The organism is Helicobacter sp. MIT 03-1614, assembly GCF_000762925.2.
Classification (GTDB): domain Bacteria; phylum Campylobacterota; class Campylobacteria; order Campylobacterales; family Helicobacteraceae; genus Helicobacter_C; species Helicobacter_C hepaticus.
The window spans coordinates 1-20,904 of record NZ_JRMS02000005.1; the positions used below are offsets into that span (position 1 = coordinate 1).

A 20,904-nucleotide genomic window follows, 5' to 3' on the forward strand; every position below is an offset into this window, starting at 1 on the left:
AGCCATAGATGCTTATAATACCTGCATAGATATATTAAGTGATATAGCCAATGATATTACCAACACTAATACACAAACAAATACCTATGAAGCAAAGATAAAGATACTTTTAGAACATCTTAACATCATAGGAAAAAACAATATCAAAGCTTTGTATGTGGGGATAGGGGAAAACCAAAATACAAACCAAAATAATAAATCAAAAAATGAACAAGACGAAACAGAAGTTTTTACAAAAGATAAGAATCAAGATAATGAAACAAAAGAAACTCGCCCTAAATTCATAGGAAGACTAGCTACTACCATCATACTAGAAGATGGATTGTATATAGGATAAAGGAGAGATTATGAGTGAGACTTATGAGATAGATACAGTAGATGGTTTTATATTAGATGTAAATAAACAAACAAATGAAATAGATTTTGTTAATAAAGATAAAAGCAGAGTTGGCAAATACACCAAAGAGTATTCCAAAGCCTTATTACAAGCCCACCACATTATGGAATCCTCCCCCTATAAATCCTATAAACCAATTTATTTAGACCCTACTTTAAAAACAGGACAAAGCTCAAGTTATTTAGAATTTAAAGCTTGGCAAGAACTCTATCTTAAAGAGCCTGTAAAAGGAGCAATAGCTCCTTGGACAAAACAAGAAAAAGCCTATTATGAATCTTTAAAGACTAAAAGAGAAAGATATAAATACTTGGTAATAAGAAGTGGATTAAGAAGTTCTGTTATAGATATACCTTATGAGGCTTATGCAGGAGTAGATGAAAATGGAAAGCTTATCAATAAAGAATATGAATACCTCTATGCAGAAGTAGAAGCAAACAGAGGTTTAGCTCATCTAAGTGATGGATACTTAGCTATGAGTGAATGGAATCTAGCAGCAGGGATATTAGGAGATATAAATGGGTTTGCTAAGTATGGTAGATTACACGGCTTTAAGGCAAGATTGCGTCAGGTTAAATTTCTAACCTTACAACTTTCAGGTGGAGGGAAAAAAGCTTATGGTAGAGATATATCTGGGGCTTTTATCAACTATGCTGACAAATCAGAATTAGGATTTGATGGTATACATATTAACAAACTAAGAGCCTTGCAAATTAAAGAATTTGCCAAAAATCCCCCTTATGATAAATATGGTATGCTTCCTTATTTAGATGAACTCATAGGAGTAGATTGGGTGATGGATTTTAATAATTATAGATTTATTTATGATGGTAGTGGTGATGCCATAGGGGCTTTATATGATGATGTTAAACAAGGCAGACTTAAAGACCCTAGAGATAAAGACTCTACAAAGGAGAGTAGATTAGAATTTGAACAAGAAGCGATTAACTACAGAGAAAATTTAAAAACAGATTATAGTTTAGAAGTTAGTAATGACACTCCAGAACAATCAGCAAATATTTGGTTAGACACTATGCTTTTAGAAGCCAAAATTAAAGCCATCACTCCCCCTCAAGGCTACCCTAATGCTCCAACTTATTATACACCTGAAAAATTGGAGCTGATTTATCAAAAAGGTTATTTAGATAAAAAACTAAACCCCACTATCCCAGCAATATATAGAGAAAACTTCCCAGAATACTTAAGGAAAGAAATAGAGGATTATGCAAGAAAACATAATATAAAATAATATAAAATAAAAAATCTTATCTTAAAAGGAAAACTTATGCAAACTATTCTAAACAACAAAATAAGAATCTCTATCCTTAATAGAAGAGAAGCCTTAAAGCAATTAAGAGATTTAGGAATATTAGGATTAGGTGGATTATTAGGACTACAGCAAGGAATAAGACAAAAGAATGTAGCCATAGAATCTCTACAAGATTTTATACCTTACTCAACTCATACAATCACAACAACAAATCCTCTCTTTTATTCTAATATCCCTCAAGAGATTCTCTCCTTACCCTTAAAGCATTTCTCTATTCCACACGAATATGCAAGTATCTTGCAATCTTATAAAAAGCAAGAAAGAAATGTAAATTTTATTATTCCTTTAACTACAAGCCAATATTTAGACACTACACATTATTATCTCAATATGCCAATGCCTCATAAAAATTTACCCTTTCTCTCTTATCATTATGATAGCTTACAATCCTTGTTAAAAGACTTAGAATTTCAAGGCTTTTCTATGAGAAATTACACTATGAATTCTATAAATATACAAATACTCAAAGAATTATTTATGCTTTTAAAACAAGATGAGTGGAATCAGAGATTGTATAAACATAGAGAAAGTAGAAATCCTCATAATAAAGACAATGATACAAAGGCACCAACTTCAGCCATAGATGCTTATAATACCTGCATAGATATATTAAGTGATATAGCCAATGATATTACCAACACTAATACACAAACAAATACCTATGAAGCAAAGATAAAGATACTTTTAGAACATCTTAACATCATAGGAAAAAACAATATCAAAGCTTTGTATGTGGGGATAGGGGAAAACCAAAATACAAACCAAAATAATAAATCAAAAAATGAACAAGACGAAACAGAAGTTTTTACAAAAGATAAGAATCAAGATAATGAAACAAAAGAAACTCGCCCTAAATTCATAGGAAGACTAGCTACTACCATCATAATGAAAGATGGATTATATATAGGATAAAGGAGAGATTATGAGTGAGACTTATGAGATAGATACAGTAGATGGTTTTATATTAGATGTAAATAAACAAACAAATGAAATAGATTTTGTTAATAAAGATAAAAGCAGAGTTGGCAAATACACCAAAGAGTATTCCAAAGCCTTATTACAAGCCCACCACATTATGGAATCCTCCCCCTATAAATCCTATAAACCAATTTATTTAGACCCTACTTTAAAAACAGGACAAAGCTCAAGTTATTTAGAATTTAAAGCTTGGCAAGAACTCTATCTTAAAGAGCCTGTAAAAGGAGCAATAGCTCCTTGGACAAAACAAGAAAAAGCCTATTATGAATCTTTAAAGACTAAAAGAGAAAGATATAAATACTTGGTAATAAGAAGTGGATTAAGAAGTTCTGTTATAGATATACCTTATGAGGCTTATGCAGGAGTAGATGAAAATGGAAAGCTTATCAATAAAGAATATGAATACCTCTATGCAGAAGTAGAAGCAAACAGAGGTTTAGCTCATCTAAGTGATGGATACTTAGCTATGAGTGAATGGAATCTAGCAGCAGGGATATTAGGAGATATAAATGGGTTTAAAGAAATGCACAGAACAGGATTTACTTCAAGAAGTTATCAAAGTATTATTTTATTAATCCAACTTGGTGATGTAGAGATGTTGCATTATTCTTTAGGAGTAAGTTCATTTATAGATGGTGTGCATCAAAATCCTTTAAGAAAAGCTCTGTGTCAAAATCTTGCTAAGAATCCTCCTTTAGATAGCTTTGGTATGCTTCCTTATTTAGATGAGATGATAGGGGTAGATTGGGTGATGGATTATAATGAGTATCGTTGGGCTTACGATGGGAAAGGATATATTATAAGAATTTTAGATGATCGAATCGAACAAGGCAAACTCAAAGACCCTAGAGATAAAGATTCTACACCTGAGAGTAGGAAGGAGTTTTTAGAACGATCATATAGTTATATTAAAGGCAATAGAGCCAATTATGACCTTGATATTCCAAATGAATGGAGTGAAGAGGCTGCTAAACTCTATATGAATACTATGCTTTTAGAAGCTAAAGTAATTTCGGTTACTCCTCCGCAGAGTTATCCCAATGCTCCAACTTACTATATTCCTGAATATTTAGAAGAAATCTATAAAGAGGGTAAACTTGATAAAAAACTAAACCCCACTATCCCAGCCATATATAGAGAAACTTTCCCACAAGAATTACGTGATAAAATAGAATGGTATGCTAAAAAGCATCATATTAAATAGGGGTGTAATATACAACAGGTATATCATAAAATAATATTATTAGATAGAGCAATAAAACGAAATAGAAAATAAAGATAGTTTATACAAAGAGTAATGATATAAGTAGAAATACAAATACTATAAAATATAATACAAAGCATACATACCATAGATAAATCATAACAAAGGACACTTATGCAAAAGAATAACTCTAAAAACACAAACATATTGTCAAATGCTCTTTTAAACTACTCTCTTAGATTCTAGTTTAAATATTAAACTAGAACTCACAAATAAAGAATCTAAAGAAAAACAAGATAAAGCTATCATACAAAGAGAACAAAAACAACACAAAGAACAATTAAAACCTCTAAGCACTGCTATGCTTCACCCTATACTAGAAGATAATGAGATTAAATGTATGCATAATGGAGCAATAAAATAAAGCTCAAGAATATATGTTATAATATTGGCTTAGTAAGTTAATAGGATTATCAAATGTTTCTTTATAAAAAATGCGAAGTATGTGGGGAGAAAATCAATAAATTACAGAAGCTTCGGAATATTTATACTTTAAAAATGGGAGAAGTTCTACAATGTAAATATTGCTTCACCTATTATAAAACAAATAAAATTGTTGAATCTTTTAGCTCCATTTATATAAATACAGGGATAGGTATTATATTTTGGTTTATTGCGGGAATATGTTTTGCAATATTGTTGCCAACAACAATTAATCAGAATGTAAAGTTTATTGTGGCTTTGTTATTTTCTTTTATATTTTTAAGTTTTATCAATTTTATAATAGCTTGTGTAATCCCATTACACAAAACACAACCTCCACAAAAAATACACAAACAATCGTTTATTCATTGGGTGGCAATGGGAATATTAGCTATTATTTTAATAGCTTTTTTTGTGGGATTTTTAGGGATTAAATTTTAGGGATAAATTATGGAGAAAAATAAAAATATTATAGAACACTTAAATGATTTTGGCAAAGGAGTTTATGATACTTTCTTGGTTACTCCCTATAACTTTGGAGATTTTCTAAGTAGAATCTCTGGTTTAAGAGATTGGCAAAATGGTAGTGTCGTGATTAAAGATTATTATCAGCAAGAAGCCATTGAGGAAGTAGAGTTATTTTGGAGGGGTATAGCAAGTATAAATAGCTGGGATAGGGCTAAAATACTTTTTAATTTAGCTAAAAATGAAATAAAAAATCGACCTATGTATTATTTGGGTTCATTTGCTATTTCTGGCTTTATGTCTTCTGCAATAAAAACAGGTTCAAAGGTAGGAGACATTGCGGCTAAGGGAACATTTACAACCACGATGACTTCTACTAAAATTCTTGCAAATATTCACGAATTTTACCCAAGCTTTAAAACTCTAAATAACAATATCTGCTCTCTGTATAGCAACAATAAAAACTATACCAATCTCTTTAACCAAGATATAATAATGTGCAGTTTTTTACAAAATGATAATCAAGAATTGACCCCACAGCCACAAGATTTACAACAAGAAAAACAAAAATTCTACTATAATATCCAAAAAACCAATACAGAGTTTAATTCCTACAAACCTATCCCTATTATTTCATTTGCCAATCCAAAGGTAGCATATATCCAAAAACTTAATCTCAACGATATAGATTCCCTCACCAAAGATTCCCCTATTCATCTACTCAATGCCCTATATCAATGTGAAGACTATATTTTGCTTGATGAAAATAAAGAAGCTATTGTGAATAAAAAGTCTTTTAATTATAAATCATCTTTTTACCTTTCCTTCCTCTCCAACAAAGATTCTATAACTGATGAATACTTAGAAGCCAGAAAAGACCTCTATCATTCTATTTCTCAAATTAAACAAGAAAAGCAAAAGCAAGAATTACAAAAACAACAAGAAATCTTAGAACAATCCTTACAAAACTTAGATTCTAAACAAAAAGAATCTCAACTCAAAGAACTACAAAGAGAACAAGAAAAAGCATTAAGAGACAAACAAAGACAAGAGCAACAACAAGCAAGATTAAACAAACATTCCAATCTTATCTTAGAATCCCAAGACAAAAGCATTCAAATCATATTTTTAGATAAAAACATCTCAATGTCTCACCTCCTCCATATCCATAACAATAAAATAGACATATTCACTCAAGATAAAACTTACATAGACATACAATCTTTATTAGAAGACTATCAAGACTATGGTATTACACAAGATATTCTTAACTCTCCCTCTACTCAAATCTTTTTCTACTCCACTCTCCTCACAGGCTCATCTGAAATAGAAACGAATCCCTTTCTCTTTGGTCAATTAGATAAAGACAATACCATTAAACAAGATACACCAACTTACTATTTCTCCCCCAAAGATGAAGAAAATAATCTAGGCACACTTACTATCTTTTTAAATGCTTCTACTCTTACTCTTTTAAATTATTCTCTCTTAGATTCTAGTTTAAATATTAAACTAGAACTCACAAACAAAGAATCTCAAGAAAAACAAGATAAAGCTATCATACAAAGAGAACAAAAACAACACAAAGAACAATTAAAACCTTTAAGCATTGCTATGCTTCACCCTATACTAGAAGATAATGAGATGAAATGCTCTCACGGAGGAGTAGTGCAATTAAAATCTAATCTAGGTAAAAGCATTCAAGATAAGAATATCCCTTTTATTTTAGAAACTGATTTACTCTATAGCTCTATTGTAGGTTGTCCTAATCCTCCTATAAGTGGAGGACCTTGCACACAAGTAGCACTTATACTTCCTAGTTCTCGTGGATTAAAAAAACATAATGAAGATTATCCTATAATGCAAGATTTAGTAAGTTCTGGAGTATTCTCTGATAAAGGAGTTCCACTTATTTGTATTCCTAAAGCTAATAGTTATAAAAAGATAGCTTAATGAAAAAGATTCTAAAAACTTTTAAAATTTTAAGTTTTATCATTATTCCGCCTCTTATCGTCTTTATCTATTTCTTTGGCTGGGGTTGGCTTGTGCCTTACGAATTACAACCGAGTTATTGGCAGTTTAGAAATATGTGTAAGATTAATGAACTTCCTAATGATGAGGAAAAGTATAATAAGATTCTAAGTTATTATGATACAAGTTTAGATACTTTAGATTGGGAGAAGATAGCAAATAACCTATATTTAAATGATTATGGTGAGTATATACATAAAGTAAAAAAACGATATAATAGAATTGGAAGTAGCCTCTTTTTTATTTTCAATAGTAAAATAGTGTCCCAAAAAAATATTGATAATATGTGGCTATATGTGGAATGGGATAATAAAAGAAAATATTTTGAACAAGAGAGCATAGCTTCTTATAACTTTGTGTTCAAAGCAGATTTTGAGAATTGCATTATTGATATAAAGGAAATTAATGACAAATAAAGAGCTTACAAATAGGCTTAAAAACAACGCGGAATTAGCATGGGCTGCTTATGGATATTTTCATCTAGCGAATCCAAATTATAAGCCTCACGAATTAGATAAAGATGGAAAGAAATTAAAGCAATTTAGAGAAATTGAAGGATATAATAATCCCTCTTATTCGGATATTCTTAATTTAAACTATAAATCAATTTTTAAAGGCGACTTCTCCCCCACTCAATCTAAAAGATTCTTTGAAAAGTATGATTTACTCAAACACTGCCCTAACACCAATTCAGGATTCTCTGCTACGCTTTTTAAAGACACAAAAGCAGATTCTAAAGATTCGGAATACACTCTAGCCATAAGAGGAACAGAATTTAAACTAGAACAAATCCAAGATTTCATCAATGATTACTACATAGGCACAAATAATAATGATAGAAAAAAAGCTTAAAAGAAAAAAGACTCTAATTAAGATAAAAAAGATTCTAAAAGTATTTAAAGCCTTATTTATTCTTTGGATTATTTATCTCATAGGAATCCCACTTTACTATACTCCTTATGAGTTGCAACCGAGTTATTGGAAGATTAAGGAGATATGTGAGTTAGATATTATGCCACATTCCAAAAAAAGAACAGAAAAATTATTAAAAGTTTTTAGAGTTAATCCCAATAATTTACAAAATAATTTAAAGCTTGAAAACAATAATTATATTGTAAGAATAAGATATGATACCAAAAGGATAAAAGCTCAACTAAATGTTGAAATGGATTCGAAAAAAAATATAACAAAAATAAACGAATCGGGTTCAGTTTGGTATAATTTGAGACCAACAATGCTAGGCAATGAAGGCAATATGGATTTTAGGCTAATTTGGGATAATTATCTTACTTGCGGTGATATTTTAATTAAAAATATGCCAGAATGTTTTAAAGATAATAAGTTTATTTGCAATCAGTTATAAGGAAATGATATGAAAAATAGAGAGCAGATTAAAAAACTAAGAGATAATGCAGAGTTAGCAATGGCAGCTTATGGATACTTCCATTATTTTTTAGAAAAACAAAGTAAATCTTATTTTATTGTAATACTAGATGAAAAAGGTAATGAGATAAGAGATGTTAATAATAAACTAAAAGTTCAAGAAATTTACATTACAGATATTTTAAATACAAAGTATAAAAATCATAGAGTTGTTGAACTTGTTCAGTTAGGTAAAGAACAAAAAGAAATTACTATCGGCACACTTGATGGCGACTTTGGCAAGACTCAACTACAACAATTCTTTGAACGCTACGACCTTTTAAAACATTGTCCTAATACAGATTCAGGATTTTCCGCCACACTCTTTAAAGACACAAAAGCAGACTCTAAAGATTTAGAATACACCCTAGCCATAAGAGGAACAGAATTTAAACTAGAGCAAATCCAAGATTTACTCAATGATTATTACATAGGCACAAATAATAGTGATATGAATAGAGTGATAGAGCAGTATTTTGATATGCTTCTCTTTTATGAGGAAACTCTCAAGCCTTTACTACAAGAAAAAGGCATTGCAAGGATTAATGTTATAGGACATTCACTTGGTGGCTATCTCGCTCAACTCTTTGCTTTAAGCTATCCAAGTATCATTAATGAAGTTTATACTTATAATACCTCTTTAGAATCTAAGAGTGTTGCCTAATGTTAGCCATAATTTTTTTTATTGTTATTCCTTTAGTTTTATTTTTTTATTTTAAATACAACATAGGAAGTATTATAGTAATACTTTTTTTTCTCTCTATCTTTTACTACACTCCTTATTCTTTTTATTTAGAGCCGAGTTATTGGCAGTTTAGAAATATGTGTAAATTAAATGAGCTGCCCAATGATGAAAATAAATACAACAAGATTCTAAGTTACTTTGATACAGATTTAGAGAGTTTGGATTGGGAGGAGTTGAATGAGAGAGCTTGGAAAAAAAAAGAAACCGATGGTTGGTATAAAAAAGACATCTTTGAATATCAAACAGCAACAGGTTGGAAACACAAAAACTCACGAATAGAAATGGAAATTGACTTATTTAGTAATGCATCAGAAGTCAATAGGTATAATACAAATGCAATGTATTTCTCTGTCGTGTGGCGCACCAAACGCTACTATCCAGATGGCAATGAAGGAAGTGGATTTTATTGGAGTGAGGGAAGATTAGGTTGTAGTGATATATCAGAATACAATATGAATCCAAAGGAGGCAAATAATGCAAAATAAAATATTAATTAGTAAAATGAAAGATAATGCCGAACTAGCTTGGGCTTCTTATGGATACTTTGACTTGATAGGAAAGAAGTTTAACATTCAAGATATTGAAAATACAGATAGGAAAAGCAATCCGACTATCACCCTCCACGACATTTTAGATTCCACTTATTATGGCTATGAAACAGAAGACAGCTCATTTTTTGATACCCTTAAACTCAAAGGCGAATTTGGCAAGATTCAACTACAAAACTTCTTTGAACGCTATGATTTACTAGAGCATTGTCCCAATACAGATTCAGGTTTTAGTGGCTCACTTTTTGAAAAATCAAACTATTTGCCAAACAGATGATGAAATTCCGTTGAGATACTGCTCATAAAAAGTGGAGCATAAGAAGTTTTTTCATTTATAAGCGCACAAAATGCCATTATATCTTTTTTTTGAGCAATACATTCAGCGCACATTTTTAGAATCTGCGGAGCATCATCTTTGGGGATATGCTTTGGAGCATTGGAGGGAGAAGTGAAATGTTTATGGATTCTATGCACAAGCGTTTTATTGCTAATTTCTACAATCAGAGAATCTATGGGCATTTTGAAAAATATTAAATTATCGTGCGGGTTAATAGAAATATAGGTTGTATCTACGCCAAACATCTTTGTGCTGTATGAATCAAAAAGATAAAGGCTTTTATTGTAATTATCCTCAAGACTTTCAAGCATTAAATCTAATACCTCAAGCCTCTGTCCAATAGTATAGATATTGCCAATAGGTGAAAATGCAAAGCGTAACAAAGATTCTATACTATACCATTCTATACTTTCAAATCCGTGCTCAAGCATTAATTCATAGCGCATTTTACGCAAATTAATTGCGTGTGGGGTTTGTCCAAATTTGTAGGGAAAGGTAACAATTTTATCACGATATGCGGGTGAGGGAAAACGAGGGTGAATAACAAATCGGCGCTTAGATTCCTTATCTAAAATATACTCTAAACCGCCCTCATAGCCTTTATCAATGATTTTTACCTCACTCTTTGGCACATTTTTAAGCAAAGCGTAAAACTCCTGTTCATCGCACTGCTCCCAAATACTTTCGGGGTAGCGAAAAAAGGTGCTCACTGATTTAAGCACCTCAACAGAGGGTTGCTTTTGCACACTTTTATCAATCCACGAAGTAAGTGTGCGTCTATCTTTTCCAATGATTTGGGCAAATTTTGACACGCTTAATCCTGATTGTTGATAGATGATAATCAATTTTTCTAATGCCCCAAATGCCATATTTTAATCCTTTATGTTCTGATATTCTTTGTTTTAGGCATAAACTGCACAATTTTTGTTCAATTATAGCATTTATGCTCAAATCTTGTGTTTAAAAAACAAAAATTGTTCAAAGCAAATCTCATCAATCAAGCTAGAATAGAACTTTAAGCAATTATCTACTTGTAAAGGAGAAAAAATGCCCACATATCAAGAAATTTATCAACAATCCATTGAGAATCCAGAAATTTTTTGGGCAGAAGCTGCTAAAAAAGTGCATTGGTATCACGAATGGGATAAGGTGCTTGATGTTGTCAATGACCATTATCGTTGGTTTGTTGGAGGTTGTATGAATACTTGCTACAATGCTCTTGACTTGCATATAGAAAATGGCAGAGGGGAGCAAGTAGCACTCTATTATGATTCGCCTGTAACTGATACAAAAAAATCTTATACTTATAAAGAATTGCGCAAACGCGTAGCCAAAACTGCTGGAATACTTGTGAATAAAGGTGTAGTTAAGGGCGATAGAGTGCTTATTTATATGCCTATGATTCCAGAGGCTGTTATTGCTATGCTTGCGTGTGCAAGGATTGGTGCTATTCATAGTGTTGTATTTGGCGGATTTGCTTCACACGAGCTTGCTTCGCGTATTGAAGATGCTAAACCACGAGTGATTATAAGCGCTTCGTGTGGCATAGAAATTAGCCGAGTAGTCAAATATAAACCTATTCTTGATGAGGCTATTAAATCTTCAAATCATAAACCCACCACTTGTCTTATTTGGCAACGCCCACAAGAGAGAGCAAATATGCTCCCTTGGCGTGATGTAGATTGGGAGAGTGAAGAAGAGAAAACTGAAGGCGTAGAATGTGTTCCGCTTGATGCAACTGACCCTTTATATGTGCTTTATACTTCAGGCACAACAGGTAAGCCAAAAGGTGTTATTCGTGGCAATGGAGGACATTCTGTGGCTATGAAATGGTCAATGGATAATATTTATAATGCCAAACCAGGCGATGTATTTTGGGCTGCAAGTGATGTAGGCTGGGTAGTTGGACATAGCTATATTGTATATGCACCGCTAATGAATGGTTGCACAACAATCCTTTATGAAGGAAAACCTGTCAAAACCCCTAATCCTGGTGCATTTTGGCGTGTTGTCCAAGAATATAAGGTTAATATTCTATTCTCTGCACCTACTGCATTTAGGGCTATTAAAAAAGAAGATCCCAAAGGCGAATGGCTTAAAAAATATGATCTCTCTTCGCTTAAAGCAGTGTTTGTTGCTGGAGAACGTTGCGATACAGATACGCTCAAATGGATTGAAAAAATTACCAAAAAACCCGTGATTGACCATTGGTGGCAGACAGAAACCGGCTGGGCAATAGCAGCTAATCCTTTAGGTTTAGAACCACTTCCTATCAAAGCAGGTTCTCCTACTAAGCCTATGCCCGGATTCAATCTTAAGGTGCTTGATGAAGAGGGTAAGGAATGTAAGAGGGGAAAATTAGGGAATCTTGTTATCAAGCTCCCATTACCTCCTGCGTGTCTTTGCGGTATTTGGGGTGATGATGCACGATATAAACGTTCTTACCTCAATCACTATCCGGGCTATTATCTTACAGGTGATAGTGGGTATATTGACAAAGACGGCTATGTGTTTGTAATGGGACGAATGGACGGAGTAATCAATGTTGCAGGGCATCGTCTCTCCACGGGTGGTATGGAAGAAGCCATTTCAAAACATCCAGATATTGCTGAATGTGCAGTTATAGGTGTTAATAATGAACTCAAAGGGGAGATTCCATTAGCCTTTGTTGTGCTTAAAGACGGACTTGAACGTGATACACAAAGTTTATGCGAGGGTGTTGTTCAACTCGTGCGAGAGGAAATTGGTGCAGTAGCGTCATTGCATATTGTGGCTGTTGTAGCAAGACTTCCTAAAACACGAAGTGGTAAAATCTTGCGTGGCACAATGCGTGATATTGCTGATGGCAATGAATGGAAGATGCCCTCAACTATTGAAGATTCAAGCGTTATGCCAGAGATAGAAAAAACACTTGCCACGCTTGGTTATCCAATCAAAACAAAGGAGTAAAAAATGAAATCACAAGGAATAAAATTAAGAGAAGCCGTAGCGCAAAATAATCCTTTGCAAATTATCGGTGTAATTAACGCATATAGTGCTATACAAGCACAAAAAAGTGGAGCAAAAGCCCTCTATCTTAGTGGTGGTGCATTGGCTGCTATGAGTTTGGGAGTGCCGGATTTGGGCATTAGCTCATTAGAAGATGTGTGTATTGATGTGCGTAGAATCACTGCAGCAAGCGATTTACCTTTACTTGTTGATGCAGATACAGGCTGGGGTGGGGCATTTAACATTGCACGCACTATCAAAGATTTAACACGTAGCGGTGCAGCAGGTTGTCATATTGAAGACCAAGTGGCGCAAAAACGTTGCGGACACCGCCCTAATAAAGAACTTGTAAGCCTAGAGGAAATGTGCGATAGAATCAAAGCCGGAGTAGATGCAAAAATTGATGAAAACTTTGTATTGATGGCACGCACAGATGCACACGCAAGTGAAGGACAGAATCGTGCGATTGAGAGAGCATTAGCTTATGTAGAGGCTGGAGCAGATATGATTTTTGCCGAAGCCATACATACACTTGAAGAATATAAACAATTCACACAAAACATCAAAGTGCCTGTTTTAGCAAATATTACAGAATTTGGAAAAACCCCTTATTTTACGACCTCTGAACTTCAAAATGTTGGTGTAAAAATGGTGCTTTACCCACTTTCAGCAGCACGAGCGATGAATAAAGCAGCACTTACAGTTTTCCAAGATATTATTAAAAATGGCTCACAAAAGCAAAGTATAGATTCTATGCAAACTCGTGATGAACTTTATGAAATGCTCGGTTATCATACTTTTGAGAAGAAGCTTGATGAGCTTTTTAAACATAAAAAATAAGGAGAAACTTATGGGAGAAACAATCAAAAATACAAAAGTAGGCGGACTTGCAGGCATTACTGCAGGACAATCAGCTATCTGCACTGTTGGCACAGGGCACGGACTTAATTATAGAGGATATGATATTTATGATTTGGCACGTGAATGTGAATTTGAAGAAGTAGCTTATTTGCTTTTAAAAGAAAAACTACCAAATGCAAATGAACTAGCGGCATTTAAAAAAGAGCTTATAGCCGCAAGAGATTTGCCCAAAGCACTTAAGGATACATTAAAACTCTTGCCAAAAAACGCTCACCCAATGGATATTATGCGCACAACTTGTTCTATGTTAGGCTGTCTTGAGCCTGAAACTTATGACATTGTAAAAATGTCTTTTCCTATGCAGAATCAAATTGCCATAAGACTTTTAGGGATTTTTCCTTCAGCCCTCACTTTTTGGCATCATTACCATCATAATGGCAAAGAAATCAGCACTCAATCTAACCAAGATTCTATTGCTGGACATTTTTTGGAACTTCTTCATCAAAAATCACCAAAAGAGCTATGGGTAAAAGCAATGCACGCAAGTTTGATTCTCTATGCAGAACACGAATTTAATGCAAGCACTTTTACCGCGCGCGTGATTACAGCAACTATGTCAGATGTGTATTCAGGAGTCACGGGGGCAATTGGTGCGCTTAGAGGTCCTTTACACGGAGGGGCAAATGAAGCGGCAATGGAGCTTATCGCCGAATATAAAACTCCACAGGAGGCAGAAAAAGGCATTTTAGATAAACTTGCAAGAAAAGATAAAATTATGGGCTTTGGGCATCGCGTGTATGTCAAAGCTGACCCGCGCAATGTAGTAATAAAAGAATGGAGCAAGAAATTAAGCGAAGATGTGGGTGATACAAAGGGACTTTATCCTATTAGTGAAGCAATAGAAAAGGTAATGTGGGAACAAAAAAAGCTTTTTCCTAATCTTGATTTTTATAGCGCGTCTGCTTATCATTTTATGGGGATTCCAACACCATATTTCACACCGATTTTTATTTTTTCTCGCACAGCTGGGTGGTTGGCACATATTTTTGAGCAAAGGGCAAATAATAAACTTATTCGTCCAAGTTCAGAATATATTGGACCAGATAAAAAGGCATTTGTGCCATTGTATAATCGCTAGGCACATTTTTAATCTAAATTAAAGGAGAACACAATGAGTGTAGATATGGGTATTTTAGAGACACAACGACCGGAGTTTGATGAGCTATTAAGTAAAATTGCTCGCTATGCGTTAGAGTTTGAGATTAACTCACCTCTTGCATACGAGACTGCAAGATATTGCCTTATGGATACCATAGGTTGTGGGCTTTTGGCACTGAATTTTCCTGCTTGCACGAAGCTTTTAGGACCTGTGGTAGAGGGTGCAGAATTTCGTCCGCTAGGAGCAAAGATTCCGGGCACAAGCTATCAGTTAGAGCCAGAAAGAGCAGCATTTAATGTTGGGGCAATGGTGCGGTGGCTTGATTTTAACGATACTTGGCTTGCCGCAGAATGGGGACATCCAAGCGATAATTTGGGAGCAATTTGGGCAGTGGCTGATTATCTTAGTCGTAAAAATATCGCACAAGGCAAAGAACCATTAAGGGTAAAAGATGTCCTAAGTGCAATGATTAAGGCACACGAGATTCAAGGAATCTTAGCCTTAGAAAATTGTTTTAATAAAGTAGGACTAGACCACGTGCTACTTGTGAGAATCGCATCTACTGCGGTAGCTTGTGCTATGCTTGGAGGAAATTTTGAAGAGGTGCGTAATGCCATAAGCCACGCTTTTATTGATGGTGGAGCTTTAAGAACTTATCGCCACGCTCCAAATACAGGCAGTCGTAAAAGTTGGGCGGCAGGTGATGCAAGCTCAAGAGGCGTGAATCTCGCCTTAAAAGCACTCAGTGGCGAAATGGGTTATCCAAGTGCATTGAGTGCATCATTTTGGGGATTTGAAGATGTGAAAATGAAAGGGCAAAAGCTCACTATTCCACAAGAATTTGGTAGCTATGTAATGGAAAATGTGCTTTTCAAAATTAGCTTCCCTGCGGAATTTCACGCACAAACTGCAGTAGAATGCGCAATTAAGCTTCATAACGAAGTGAAAAATCGCCTTGATGAAATTGAACGCATAGTGATTACTACACAAGAATCCGGACATAGAATCATCAATAAAGTAGGACCTTTGGCTAATCCAGCTGATAGAGACCATTGTATTCAATATATGGTGGCTGTTCCGCTTGTGTTTGGGCGATTGACCGCAGAGGATTATGAAGATAGTGTAGCCTCTGACCCACGTATTGACTCATTACGAGATAAGATGAGTGTAGAAGTTGATGACCGCTATACACGCGAATATTTAGAATCTGATAAGCGTAGCATCGCTAATGCAGTGCAGATTTTCTACAAAGATGGTAGCAAAAGTCAAAAAGTAGAAGTAGAGTATCCTATCGGGCATAAACGCCGTAGAGATGAGGGTATTCCTGTGCTTGTAAATAAATTTAAACGCAATATTGCCCTCAAGCTTAGCTCTAAAAAATGTGCATTGATTGAAAAGCTTTGCAGCGACCAAAAAACTTTAGAATCTACCCCGTTTAACGAGTTTAGCGATTTGTTTGCACTCTCTTAAAGGGGTGCGTTGCCAAGAAATACAGATTCTATAAAAGAAGTGTGTATGACTTTACACAAAAAGTTGTTATGATTGCTTGAGGTCAAAGTCATTATTTAGCGGCGATAAATACAAGAAAGGTGGGGATAGTATCCCCATCAAGCTATACAAATAGAACTTGATTGCTCTCCTAATGTCAAGAGCAAGGCTAAAAAGCTTTTTGAAAAAAGCGTGGGGGATATTTGCTTGCATTGGGTGGATATAGATTGTTATAAAGTATGGCATTGAAATTCCTTTATTTAATAAAATAGAATTTTAATACTATATCAATACAAATTGAAAATAAAATTAATAATATAAAAGAAAATATACAACTCAACCTATTAGGTTTATATCCCAATAAAAAATACATAATACAATAGCAAAATAATACAAATAAAATAATAATTATCGCTGTTACTGTAAAAGAAGCTGATTTATCTACAATATTCAAAATCCAACCTATTGGATAAAAAAATACAATACTAGACACCACCATTAAACCAAAACACAAAAAACAATCTATGACAAACTTACCCCATTTGAATTTTTCTTGCATTTCTTTTTTTCCCTAATAACCTCATTTCTCTTAATAATTTCCTTAGGGATTACTCCCTCTTGAAGCATTACTTGTTTGATACCCTCATAGGCTTCTTGGTTGTGGATTTCATTTGCATTCATTGAAACTTTCCTTAGCGTCATTATATGAATGTTGTGCAAAACCTAAAACTTTTTCAAAGAAATCAACTTTTTTATTTTTATTTGCTTCAGTTACTACATTGTTAATTTGTTGCATCTCATTATAACTTTTTTGCATTATATCCAAAATATCATCTTTCATAGAACATTGTTCCTCTGCCAAATCTGTTAAAGCCAATGCAATTCCAATAAATTTTAATACAAAAAGATTAGCATACCATTTTGCTGATATAAGCTTGGATCTATGAAGGTCATTGTCTAGTCCATTTACAAAAAATAAAAATTTGTTGTAACTTTTAAAAAAATCATAATAAGATTGGAATTGCTCTTTGCTTAATCTATAAGATTTAAAAATAGCATAAGCTAGTTTCCACTCCAAATCATTTGAATAAATCATTACTTTGGAAACAAAAGCCAATAAATACAAGTCTTCTAATCCAAAAAAAGTAGTAGCAAGTAAATCTATTTCTAACTTATCAATATAGTCCAATAGCTCTTTTTCAATTTCCTTGCTTCTTTTATCAATATTTTGTTTTTCGTAAAAGTTGTGATAGAGTTCAAGGAATTTATCTTCATCAGAACTAACTTGACGGAGGTTTGCTTCCATTTGCTCAAATTCTTTTGGATAACTCCATTGATACCACATTATCAACCCCAAAGGTCTATGCAAGAACGAATAACCTAAAGCAAGGATAAAGATAACACTAAAGAGAATAATTTTATTTCTTGTGCTTTTGTTATACCATTGTAGAAATCTTTGCATTGATACCCCTTTTACATTTTGCTTCTCGTTTATCAATTTCATTTTCAGATTTTAGTGTTACTTGTATGTTCTCACTCATTGACATTCCTTGAGGTTGGATTGGATAGTGGCGATAACTTTTTCATCTTTTTGCAAATTCCCTTGTATTGTTTCAACTTCGTTTTTATAGGCTTTTGCTTTTTCTTGCTTTTCAGATTGAAGCATTTGTTTATCTAATAGCTTAGAGATTGTATCAAAATTCATTTTGATTAATTCATATCTTTGAATTACTCGTTGTATTTCTTGTTGGCTTACATCGCAAGTATTTTTTTCAATATCGCTTAAAATAAGATAATTTGGAATCTCAAGAAGTGCTGTTATTGCAAAGTAATAAATGCCAATCTTATCCAGCGAAGCTTTTTCTAATTTTTTAGAGTTTGAAAAGTCATTGTTAATACGAGATTCTAAAAAATCCAAAAAGTTTTGGTAATCTTGGGTGCGTTCTTTGTCGTGTAAGATGAAATAAGTTTGATTAGGATTGAAATCTCGTTCTTTGCCAAACAAATCTGAAACGATATAAGTTTTGGATACTACAGCCCTCATACCTTTTATAATGGTATTTAACGCTCCATTTTCATCATCATAAGGAAGAATAAAATTTGACAGAATCTCAATATTTGTAATTGCCTTTTGAATGTCTTGCAAGTTTTGATGAATGATAGAATTTATATTGAGCGCATTTAGACTCTCTTGAGTGAGATTTTGGATAGATTCTAACTCCCTAGCCGAATCTTTTTCATACCATTGTATCAATGGGGCAAGTTCAGCTTTGGCATTATTTACAATATTATCCACTTCTTTATTTATATCCATTATCCACATTACAAGTGCGATAATTAAATAAGCAACAAAGGCTATTATTCCTACATAATAGCTTATCCTTTTAATGTAGTTGCCATTGAATTTGGTTTGCATTATGCCACTTTCCCTCTTTTATCTAAGAAGTCGGCGTAGAAATTGAGATTCAATTATATCTTTAAGTTTCATTTGCACTTCCTTTGGTGTTATGCTCATCTGTTATTTTTTCAAGGCGGTTAAAAAATAAATGAAAGACAAATCCTACAATAATTACAACAAATATCATTCCAATCATAAAGTGAATAACATTAATTCCAATCCCTAAGGTGAATTTGAAAACAGCTGCCACAACAAACCATACAAATATGGCAATATTTATGTTTTTTATAGGAAGCTTTTTCATTTTATATTTTGGGCATTGCGTGAGAGGCTCACCTATACCATACATACCTATATCTAAAATCTCTTCTCTAGAATTTGCAAATTTTCCGGTGAGCTTATTTATCCTCTCTCCACACTCACATTGATAATAAAATGTCATTGCGCACTCCTTTTACAATCTCTCAATTCCACAAAATGTTGTTTATTTCTTCCGTTGAGATTATAAGCTCCCCTTGTTCGTTATACTTTTTATAGATAAAGAGCTTACCATTTTTGTATATACGTTCTTCTTTAAGCTGCCCAGATTCATAATAATCTTTACTAACATCTTTTTTCTTATCATTTTCGTATGGAATTTCAGCCCTAAGCTTCCCAGATTCATAATACTCTTTCCTAACACCATTTTTCTTATCATTTTCGTATGGAATTTCAGTTTCAAGCTGCCCAGATTCATAATACCATTTCCAAATACCATTTATTTTATCATTTTTGTATGGAACTTCATTACTAAACTCCCCCGATCCATTATACCTTTTCATAACACCATTTCTTTTACCATTCTCGTATGGAACTTCTTCTTTAAGCTTCCCGGATGCATAATAGTATTTCGCAACACCATTTTCTTTACCATTTTCAAATGGAACTTTTGAAAAAAGCTCCCCTGAGTCATAATACCCTTTCCAAATACCATTGATTTCACCATTGTTATATGGAGCTTCAGATTGAAGTTGTCCATTGTCATAATATTTTTTCTCAACACAGCCACGCATCTTATCCCTCTCACTCTTGCATTCCTTTAAAGGCTTTGCATACCCTATTGACAAACATACTGATAGCACCATAGCAGCATTTACTATTTTCTTTAACATTACTCTCTCCTCACATATATACAGCCTCAAAAATATTCTTAAAATTATAGCCAATAAACAAATGATTTTACTTATTTCTTTTGGTAATTTAAGTTTAATGGAACTTAAACTTTTGCATTTAATTATTGTTATAAACACACTATTTAATAAGTATTTATCATAAGCTTTTACAATCCTCGCGCCTCTTAAGAGACTTTAAAATTATAAAATATTTAAGGAGAGAGTATGAGATTAACGCCTAAAGAATTAGACAAATTAATGTTACATTATGCTGGGGCACTAGCCAAAAGTCGCAAAGAACGAGGTATTAAACTTAATTATGTTGAATCTATAGCCCTTATTAGTATGGAGATTATGGAGCTTGCGCGCGAGGGTAACAAAAGTGTAGCAGAGCTTATGCAACAAGGCAGAGAGATTCTCAAAGCCGATGAAGTAATGGAGGGTGTAGCAAGTATGGTTGATGAAGTGCAGGTAGAAGTGAGTTTCCCCGATGGAACAAAGCTTGTTACGATTCATAATCCTATTGAAGATAATGGCAAACTTACTCCCGGAGAGTATATTCTCAAAGATGAGGACATTACGCTCAATGCCAATAAAGAATCTATAAGTATTAAAGTTACTCATAAGGGCGATAGACCTATACAAGTAGGTTCACATTTTCATTTTTTTGAAGTCAATGCACTTTTGGAATTTGATAGAGCCCAAGCATTTGGTAAACGTTTAGATATTGCCTCTGGCACATCAGTGCGTTTTGAGCCGGGTGAAGAAAAAAATGTGAATCTTATTGATTTTGGAGGCAAACAAAAAATTATTGGATTTAATGACTTAACGAATGCGCATATAAATAAAGAAAATAAAGAGCAATGCCTTGCAAATGCAGCACAAAAACATTTTATACACTAAATTTATATTCAAGGAGAGA

At 33.5% G+C, this 20,904-nt stretch carries 21 protein-coding genes and 1 pseudogene; 16 read left to right on the forward strand and 6 right to left on the reverse strand.

From position 1 onward, the window contains the following. The 11 genes and pseudogenes from LS66_RS10055 to LS66_RS04320 form a co-directional block, all read left to right on the forward strand. Window positions 1–337: pseudogene (locus LS66_RS10055) on the forward strand (hypothetical protein); the annotation flags it as partial. Window positions 338–347: 10 nt separating this feature from the next. Then, window positions 348–1,643, forward strand: coding sequence for a hypothetical protein (locus tag LS66_RS04270; protein ID WP_138091896.1), 1,296 nt, complete (start codon window positions 348–350; stop codon window positions 1,641–1,643). 36 nt (window positions 1,644–1,679) lie between these two features. After that, the gene (locus tag LS66_RS04275) at window positions 1,680–2,636 is read left to right on the forward strand and encodes a hypothetical protein (protein WP_138091899.1); all 957 of its coding nucleotides are present in this window, start codon (window positions 1,680–1,682) and stop codon (window positions 2,634–2,636) included. A gap of 10 nt (window positions 2,637–2,646) precedes the next feature. Further along, window positions 2,647–3,906, forward strand: a complete 1,260-nt coding sequence (locus tag LS66_RS04280; RefSeq protein ID WP_138091902.1) for a hypothetical protein — start codon at window positions 2,647–2,649, stop codon at window positions 3,904–3,906. A gap of 933 nt (window positions 3,907–4,839) precedes the next feature. After that, window positions 4,840–6,807 (forward strand): hypothetical protein, encoded by a 1,968-nt coding sequence (locus LS66_RS10260; RefSeq protein ID WP_236096973.1) that lies wholly within the window; start codon window positions 4,840–4,842, stop codon window positions 6,805–6,807. Further along, the gene (locus tag LS66_RS10265; protein WP_052057531.1) at window positions 6,807–7,301 is read left to right on the forward strand and encodes a hypothetical protein; all 495 of its coding nucleotides are present in this window, start codon (window positions 6,807–6,809) and stop codon (window positions 7,299–7,301) included. Before LS66_RS10260 ends, LS66_RS10265 begins: the two co-directional genes overlap by 1 nt. Further along, window positions 7,291–7,737 (forward strand): hypothetical protein, encoded by a 447-nt coding sequence (locus tag LS66_RS04300; RefSeq protein WP_034368433.1) that lies wholly within the window; start codon window positions 7,291–7,293, stop codon window positions 7,735–7,737. The genes LS66_RS10265 and LS66_RS04300 overlap by 11 nt, the downstream gene beginning before the upstream one ends. Beyond that, window positions 7,718–8,248 carry a hypothetical protein gene (locus LS66_RS04305; protein WP_034368436.1) on the forward strand — a complete coding sequence of 177 codons (531 nt, stop codon included), beginning with the start codon at window positions 7,718–7,720 and terminating at the stop codon, window positions 8,246–8,248. Before LS66_RS04300 ends, LS66_RS04305 begins: the two co-directional genes overlap by 20 nt. Window positions 8,249–8,257: 9 nt before the next feature. Next, window positions 8,258–8,971, forward strand: a complete 714-nt coding sequence (locus tag LS66_RS04310) for an alpha/beta fold hydrolase (protein ID WP_138091905.1) — start codon at window positions 8,258–8,260, stop codon at window positions 8,969–8,971. Next, the gene (locus LS66_RS04315) at window positions 8,971–9,537 is read left to right on the forward strand and encodes a hypothetical protein (RefSeq protein WP_034367946.1); all 567 of its coding nucleotides are present in this window, start codon (window positions 8,971–8,973) and stop codon (window positions 9,535–9,537) included. Before LS66_RS04310 ends, LS66_RS04315 begins: the two co-directional genes overlap by 1 nt. Further along, entirely contained in the window at window positions 9,527–9,877 is a 351-nt protein-coding gene (locus LS66_RS04320) for a hypothetical protein (protein ID WP_034367948.1), read from the forward strand. The genes LS66_RS04315 and LS66_RS04320 overlap by 11 nt, the downstream gene beginning before the upstream one ends. On the opposite strand, the gene LS66_RS04325 is transcribed toward LS66_RS04320, so the two are convergent. Continuing rightward, a complete protein-coding gene (locus LS66_RS04325) occupies window positions 9,859–10,806 on the reverse strand; it encodes a hypothetical protein (protein WP_034367950.1) in 948 nt (315 codons plus the stop codon). The two genes, LS66_RS04320 and LS66_RS04325, sit on opposite strands and share 19 nt — an antisense overlap. 178 nt (window positions 10,807–10,984) lie before the next feature. Between LS66_RS04325 and LS66_RS04330 the strand changes: the two genes are divergently transcribed. The 4 genes from LS66_RS04330 to prpD are packed head-to-tail and all read left to right on the forward strand — an operon-like array spanning window position 10,985 to window position 16,415. Next, window positions 10,985–12,886, forward strand: coding sequence for a propionyl-CoA synthetase (locus LS66_RS04330; RefSeq protein ID WP_011115238.1), 1,902 nt, complete (start codon window positions 10,985–10,987; stop codon window positions 12,884–12,886). A 3-nt stretch (window positions 12,887–12,889) separates the two neighbouring features. Then, window positions 12,890–13,765, forward strand: coding sequence for a methylisocitrate lyase (gene prpB / locus LS66_RS04335; RefSeq protein WP_011115239.1), 876 nt, complete (start codon window positions 12,890–12,892; stop codon window positions 13,763–13,765). A 10-nt stretch (window positions 13,766–13,775) separates the two neighbouring features. Next, on the forward strand, window positions 13,776–14,924 hold the full coding sequence (gene prpC / locus LS66_RS04340) for a 2-methylcitrate synthase (protein ID WP_034367957.1): 1,149 nt from the start codon (window positions 13,776–13,778) through the stop codon (window positions 14,922–14,924). Between the two features lie 33 nt (window positions 14,925–14,957). Beyond that, entirely contained in the window at window positions 14,958–16,415 is a 1,458-nt protein-coding gene (prpD, locus tag LS66_RS04345; RefSeq protein ID WP_034367952.1) for a 2-methylcitrate dehydratase, read from the forward strand. A 540-nt stretch (window positions 16,416–16,955) separates the two neighbouring features. On the opposite strand, the gene LS66_RS10065 is transcribed toward prpD, so the two are convergent. The 5 genes from LS66_RS10065 to LS66_RS04365 form a co-directional block, all read right to left on the reverse strand. Continuing rightward, complete coding sequence (locus LS66_RS10065) at window positions 16,956–17,114, reverse strand: hypothetical protein (RefSeq protein WP_161594728.1); 159 nt, start codon at window positions 17,112–17,114, stop codon at window positions 16,956–16,958. Next, window positions 17,101–17,895: a hypothetical protein gene (locus LS66_RS04350; protein ID WP_034367954.1), complete on the reverse strand. Its 795-nt coding sequence runs from the start codon at window positions 17,893–17,895 to the stop codon at window positions 17,101–17,103. Before LS66_RS04350 ends, LS66_RS10065 begins: the two co-directional genes overlap by 14 nt. 75 nt (window positions 17,896–17,970) lie before the next feature. Then, window positions 17,971–18,849 carry a hypothetical protein gene (locus LS66_RS04355; protein WP_081947986.1) on the reverse strand — a complete coding sequence of 293 codons (879 nt, stop codon included), beginning with the start codon at window positions 18,847–18,849 and terminating at the stop codon, window positions 17,971–17,973. A 61-nt stretch (window positions 18,850–18,910) separates the two neighbouring features. After that, window positions 18,911–19,273: a hypothetical protein gene (locus LS66_RS04360; protein ID WP_138091908.1), complete on the reverse strand. Its 363-nt coding sequence runs from the start codon at window positions 19,271–19,273 to the stop codon at window positions 18,911–18,913. A gap of 22 nt (window positions 19,274–19,295) precedes the next feature. Beyond that, window positions 19,296–19,982 (reverse strand): toxin-antitoxin system YwqK family antitoxin, encoded by a 687-nt coding sequence (locus LS66_RS04365; protein ID WP_052057294.1) that lies wholly within the window; start codon window positions 19,980–19,982, stop codon window positions 19,296–19,298. Window positions 19,983–20,207: 225 nt separating this feature from the next. Here LS66_RS04365 and ureA point away from each other — a divergent pair, with 225 nt between their 5' ends. Continuing rightward, the gene (gene ureA, locus LS66_RS04370; protein ID WP_034365495.1) at window positions 20,208–20,885 is read left to right on the forward strand and encodes an urease subunit alpha; all 678 of its coding nucleotides are present in this window, start codon (window positions 20,208–20,210) and stop codon (window positions 20,883–20,885) included. Window positions 20,886–20,904: the final 19 nt, after the last annotated feature.

Excerpts from the sequence above, each read along its gene's own strand:
- LS66_RS04275 (WP_138091899.1), top strand. The coding sequence starts at position 1,680 with ATGCAAACTATTCTAAACAACAAAATAAGAATCTCTATCCTTAATAGA.
- prpD (WP_034367952.1), top strand. The coding sequence starts at position 14,958 with ATGAGTGTAGATATGGGTATTTTAGAGACACAACGACCGGAGTTTGAT.
- LS66_RS04355 (WP_081947986.1), bottom strand. The coding sequence starts at position 18,849 with ATGCAAACCAAATTCAATGGCAACTACATTAAAAGGATAAGCTATTAT.
- LS66_RS04305 (WP_034368436.1), top strand. The coding sequence starts at position 7,718 with ATGATAGAAAAAAAGCTTAAAAGAAAAAAGACTCTAATTAAGATAAAA.
- LS66_RS04350 (WP_034367954.1), bottom strand. The coding sequence starts at position 17,895 with ATGCAAAGATTTCTACAATGGTATAACAAAAGCACAAGAAATAAAATT.
- LS66_RS04270 (WP_138091896.1), top strand. The coding sequence starts at position 348 with ATGAGTGAGACTTATGAGATAGATACAGTAGATGGTTTTATATTAGAT.
- LS66_RS04300 (WP_034368433.1), top strand. The coding sequence starts at position 7,291 with ATGACAAATAAAGAGCTTACAAATAGGCTTAAAAACAACGCGGAATTA.
- LS66_RS04330 (WP_011115238.1), top strand. The coding sequence starts at position 10,985 with ATGCCCACATATCAAGAAATTTATCAACAATCCATTGAGAATCCAGAA.
- LS66_RS10065 (WP_161594728.1), bottom strand. The coding sequence starts at position 17,114 with ATGAATGCAAATGAAATCCACAACCAAGAAGCCTATGAGGGTATCAAA.
- LS66_RS04365 (WP_052057294.1), bottom strand. The coding sequence starts at position 19,982 with ATGTTAAAGAAAATAGTAAATGCTGCTATGGTGCTATCAGTATGTTTG.
- prpB (WP_011115239.1), top strand. The coding sequence starts at position 12,890 with ATGAAATCACAAGGAATAAAATTAAGAGAAGCCGTAGCGCAAAATAAT.
- ureA (WP_034365495.1), top strand. The coding sequence starts at position 20,208 with ATGAGATTAACGCCTAAAGAATTAGACAAATTAATGTTACATTATGCT.
- LS66_RS04280 (WP_138091902.1), top strand. The coding sequence starts at position 2,647 with ATGAGTGAGACTTATGAGATAGATACAGTAGATGGTTTTATATTAGAT.
- LS66_RS04315 (WP_034367946.1), top strand. The coding sequence starts at position 8,971 with ATGTTAGCCATAATTTTTTTTATTGTTATTCCTTTAGTTTTATTTTTT.
- LS66_RS04360 (WP_138091908.1), bottom strand. The coding sequence starts at position 19,273 with ATGACATTTTATTATCAATGTGAGTGTGGAGAGAGGATAAATAAGCTC.
- LS66_RS04325 (WP_034367950.1), bottom strand. The coding sequence starts at position 10,806 with ATGGCATTTGGGGCATTAGAAAAATTGATTATCATCTATCAACAATCA.
- prpC (WP_034367957.1), top strand. The coding sequence starts at position 13,776 with ATGGGAGAAACAATCAAAAATACAAAAGTAGGCGGACTTGCAGGCATT.
- LS66_RS10260 (WP_236096973.1), top strand. The coding sequence starts at position 4,840 with ATGGAGAAAAATAAAAATATTATAGAACACTTAAATGATTTTGGCAAA.
- LS66_RS04320 (WP_034367948.1), top strand. The coding sequence starts at position 9,527 with ATGCAAAATAAAATATTAATTAGTAAAATGAAAGATAATGCCGAACTA.
- LS66_RS04310 (WP_138091905.1), top strand. The coding sequence starts at position 8,258 with ATGAAAAATAGAGAGCAGATTAAAAAACTAAGAGATAATGCAGAGTTA.
- LS66_RS10265 (WP_052057531.1), top strand. The coding sequence starts at position 6,807 with ATGAAAAAGATTCTAAAAACTTTTAAAATTTTAAGTTTTATCATTATT.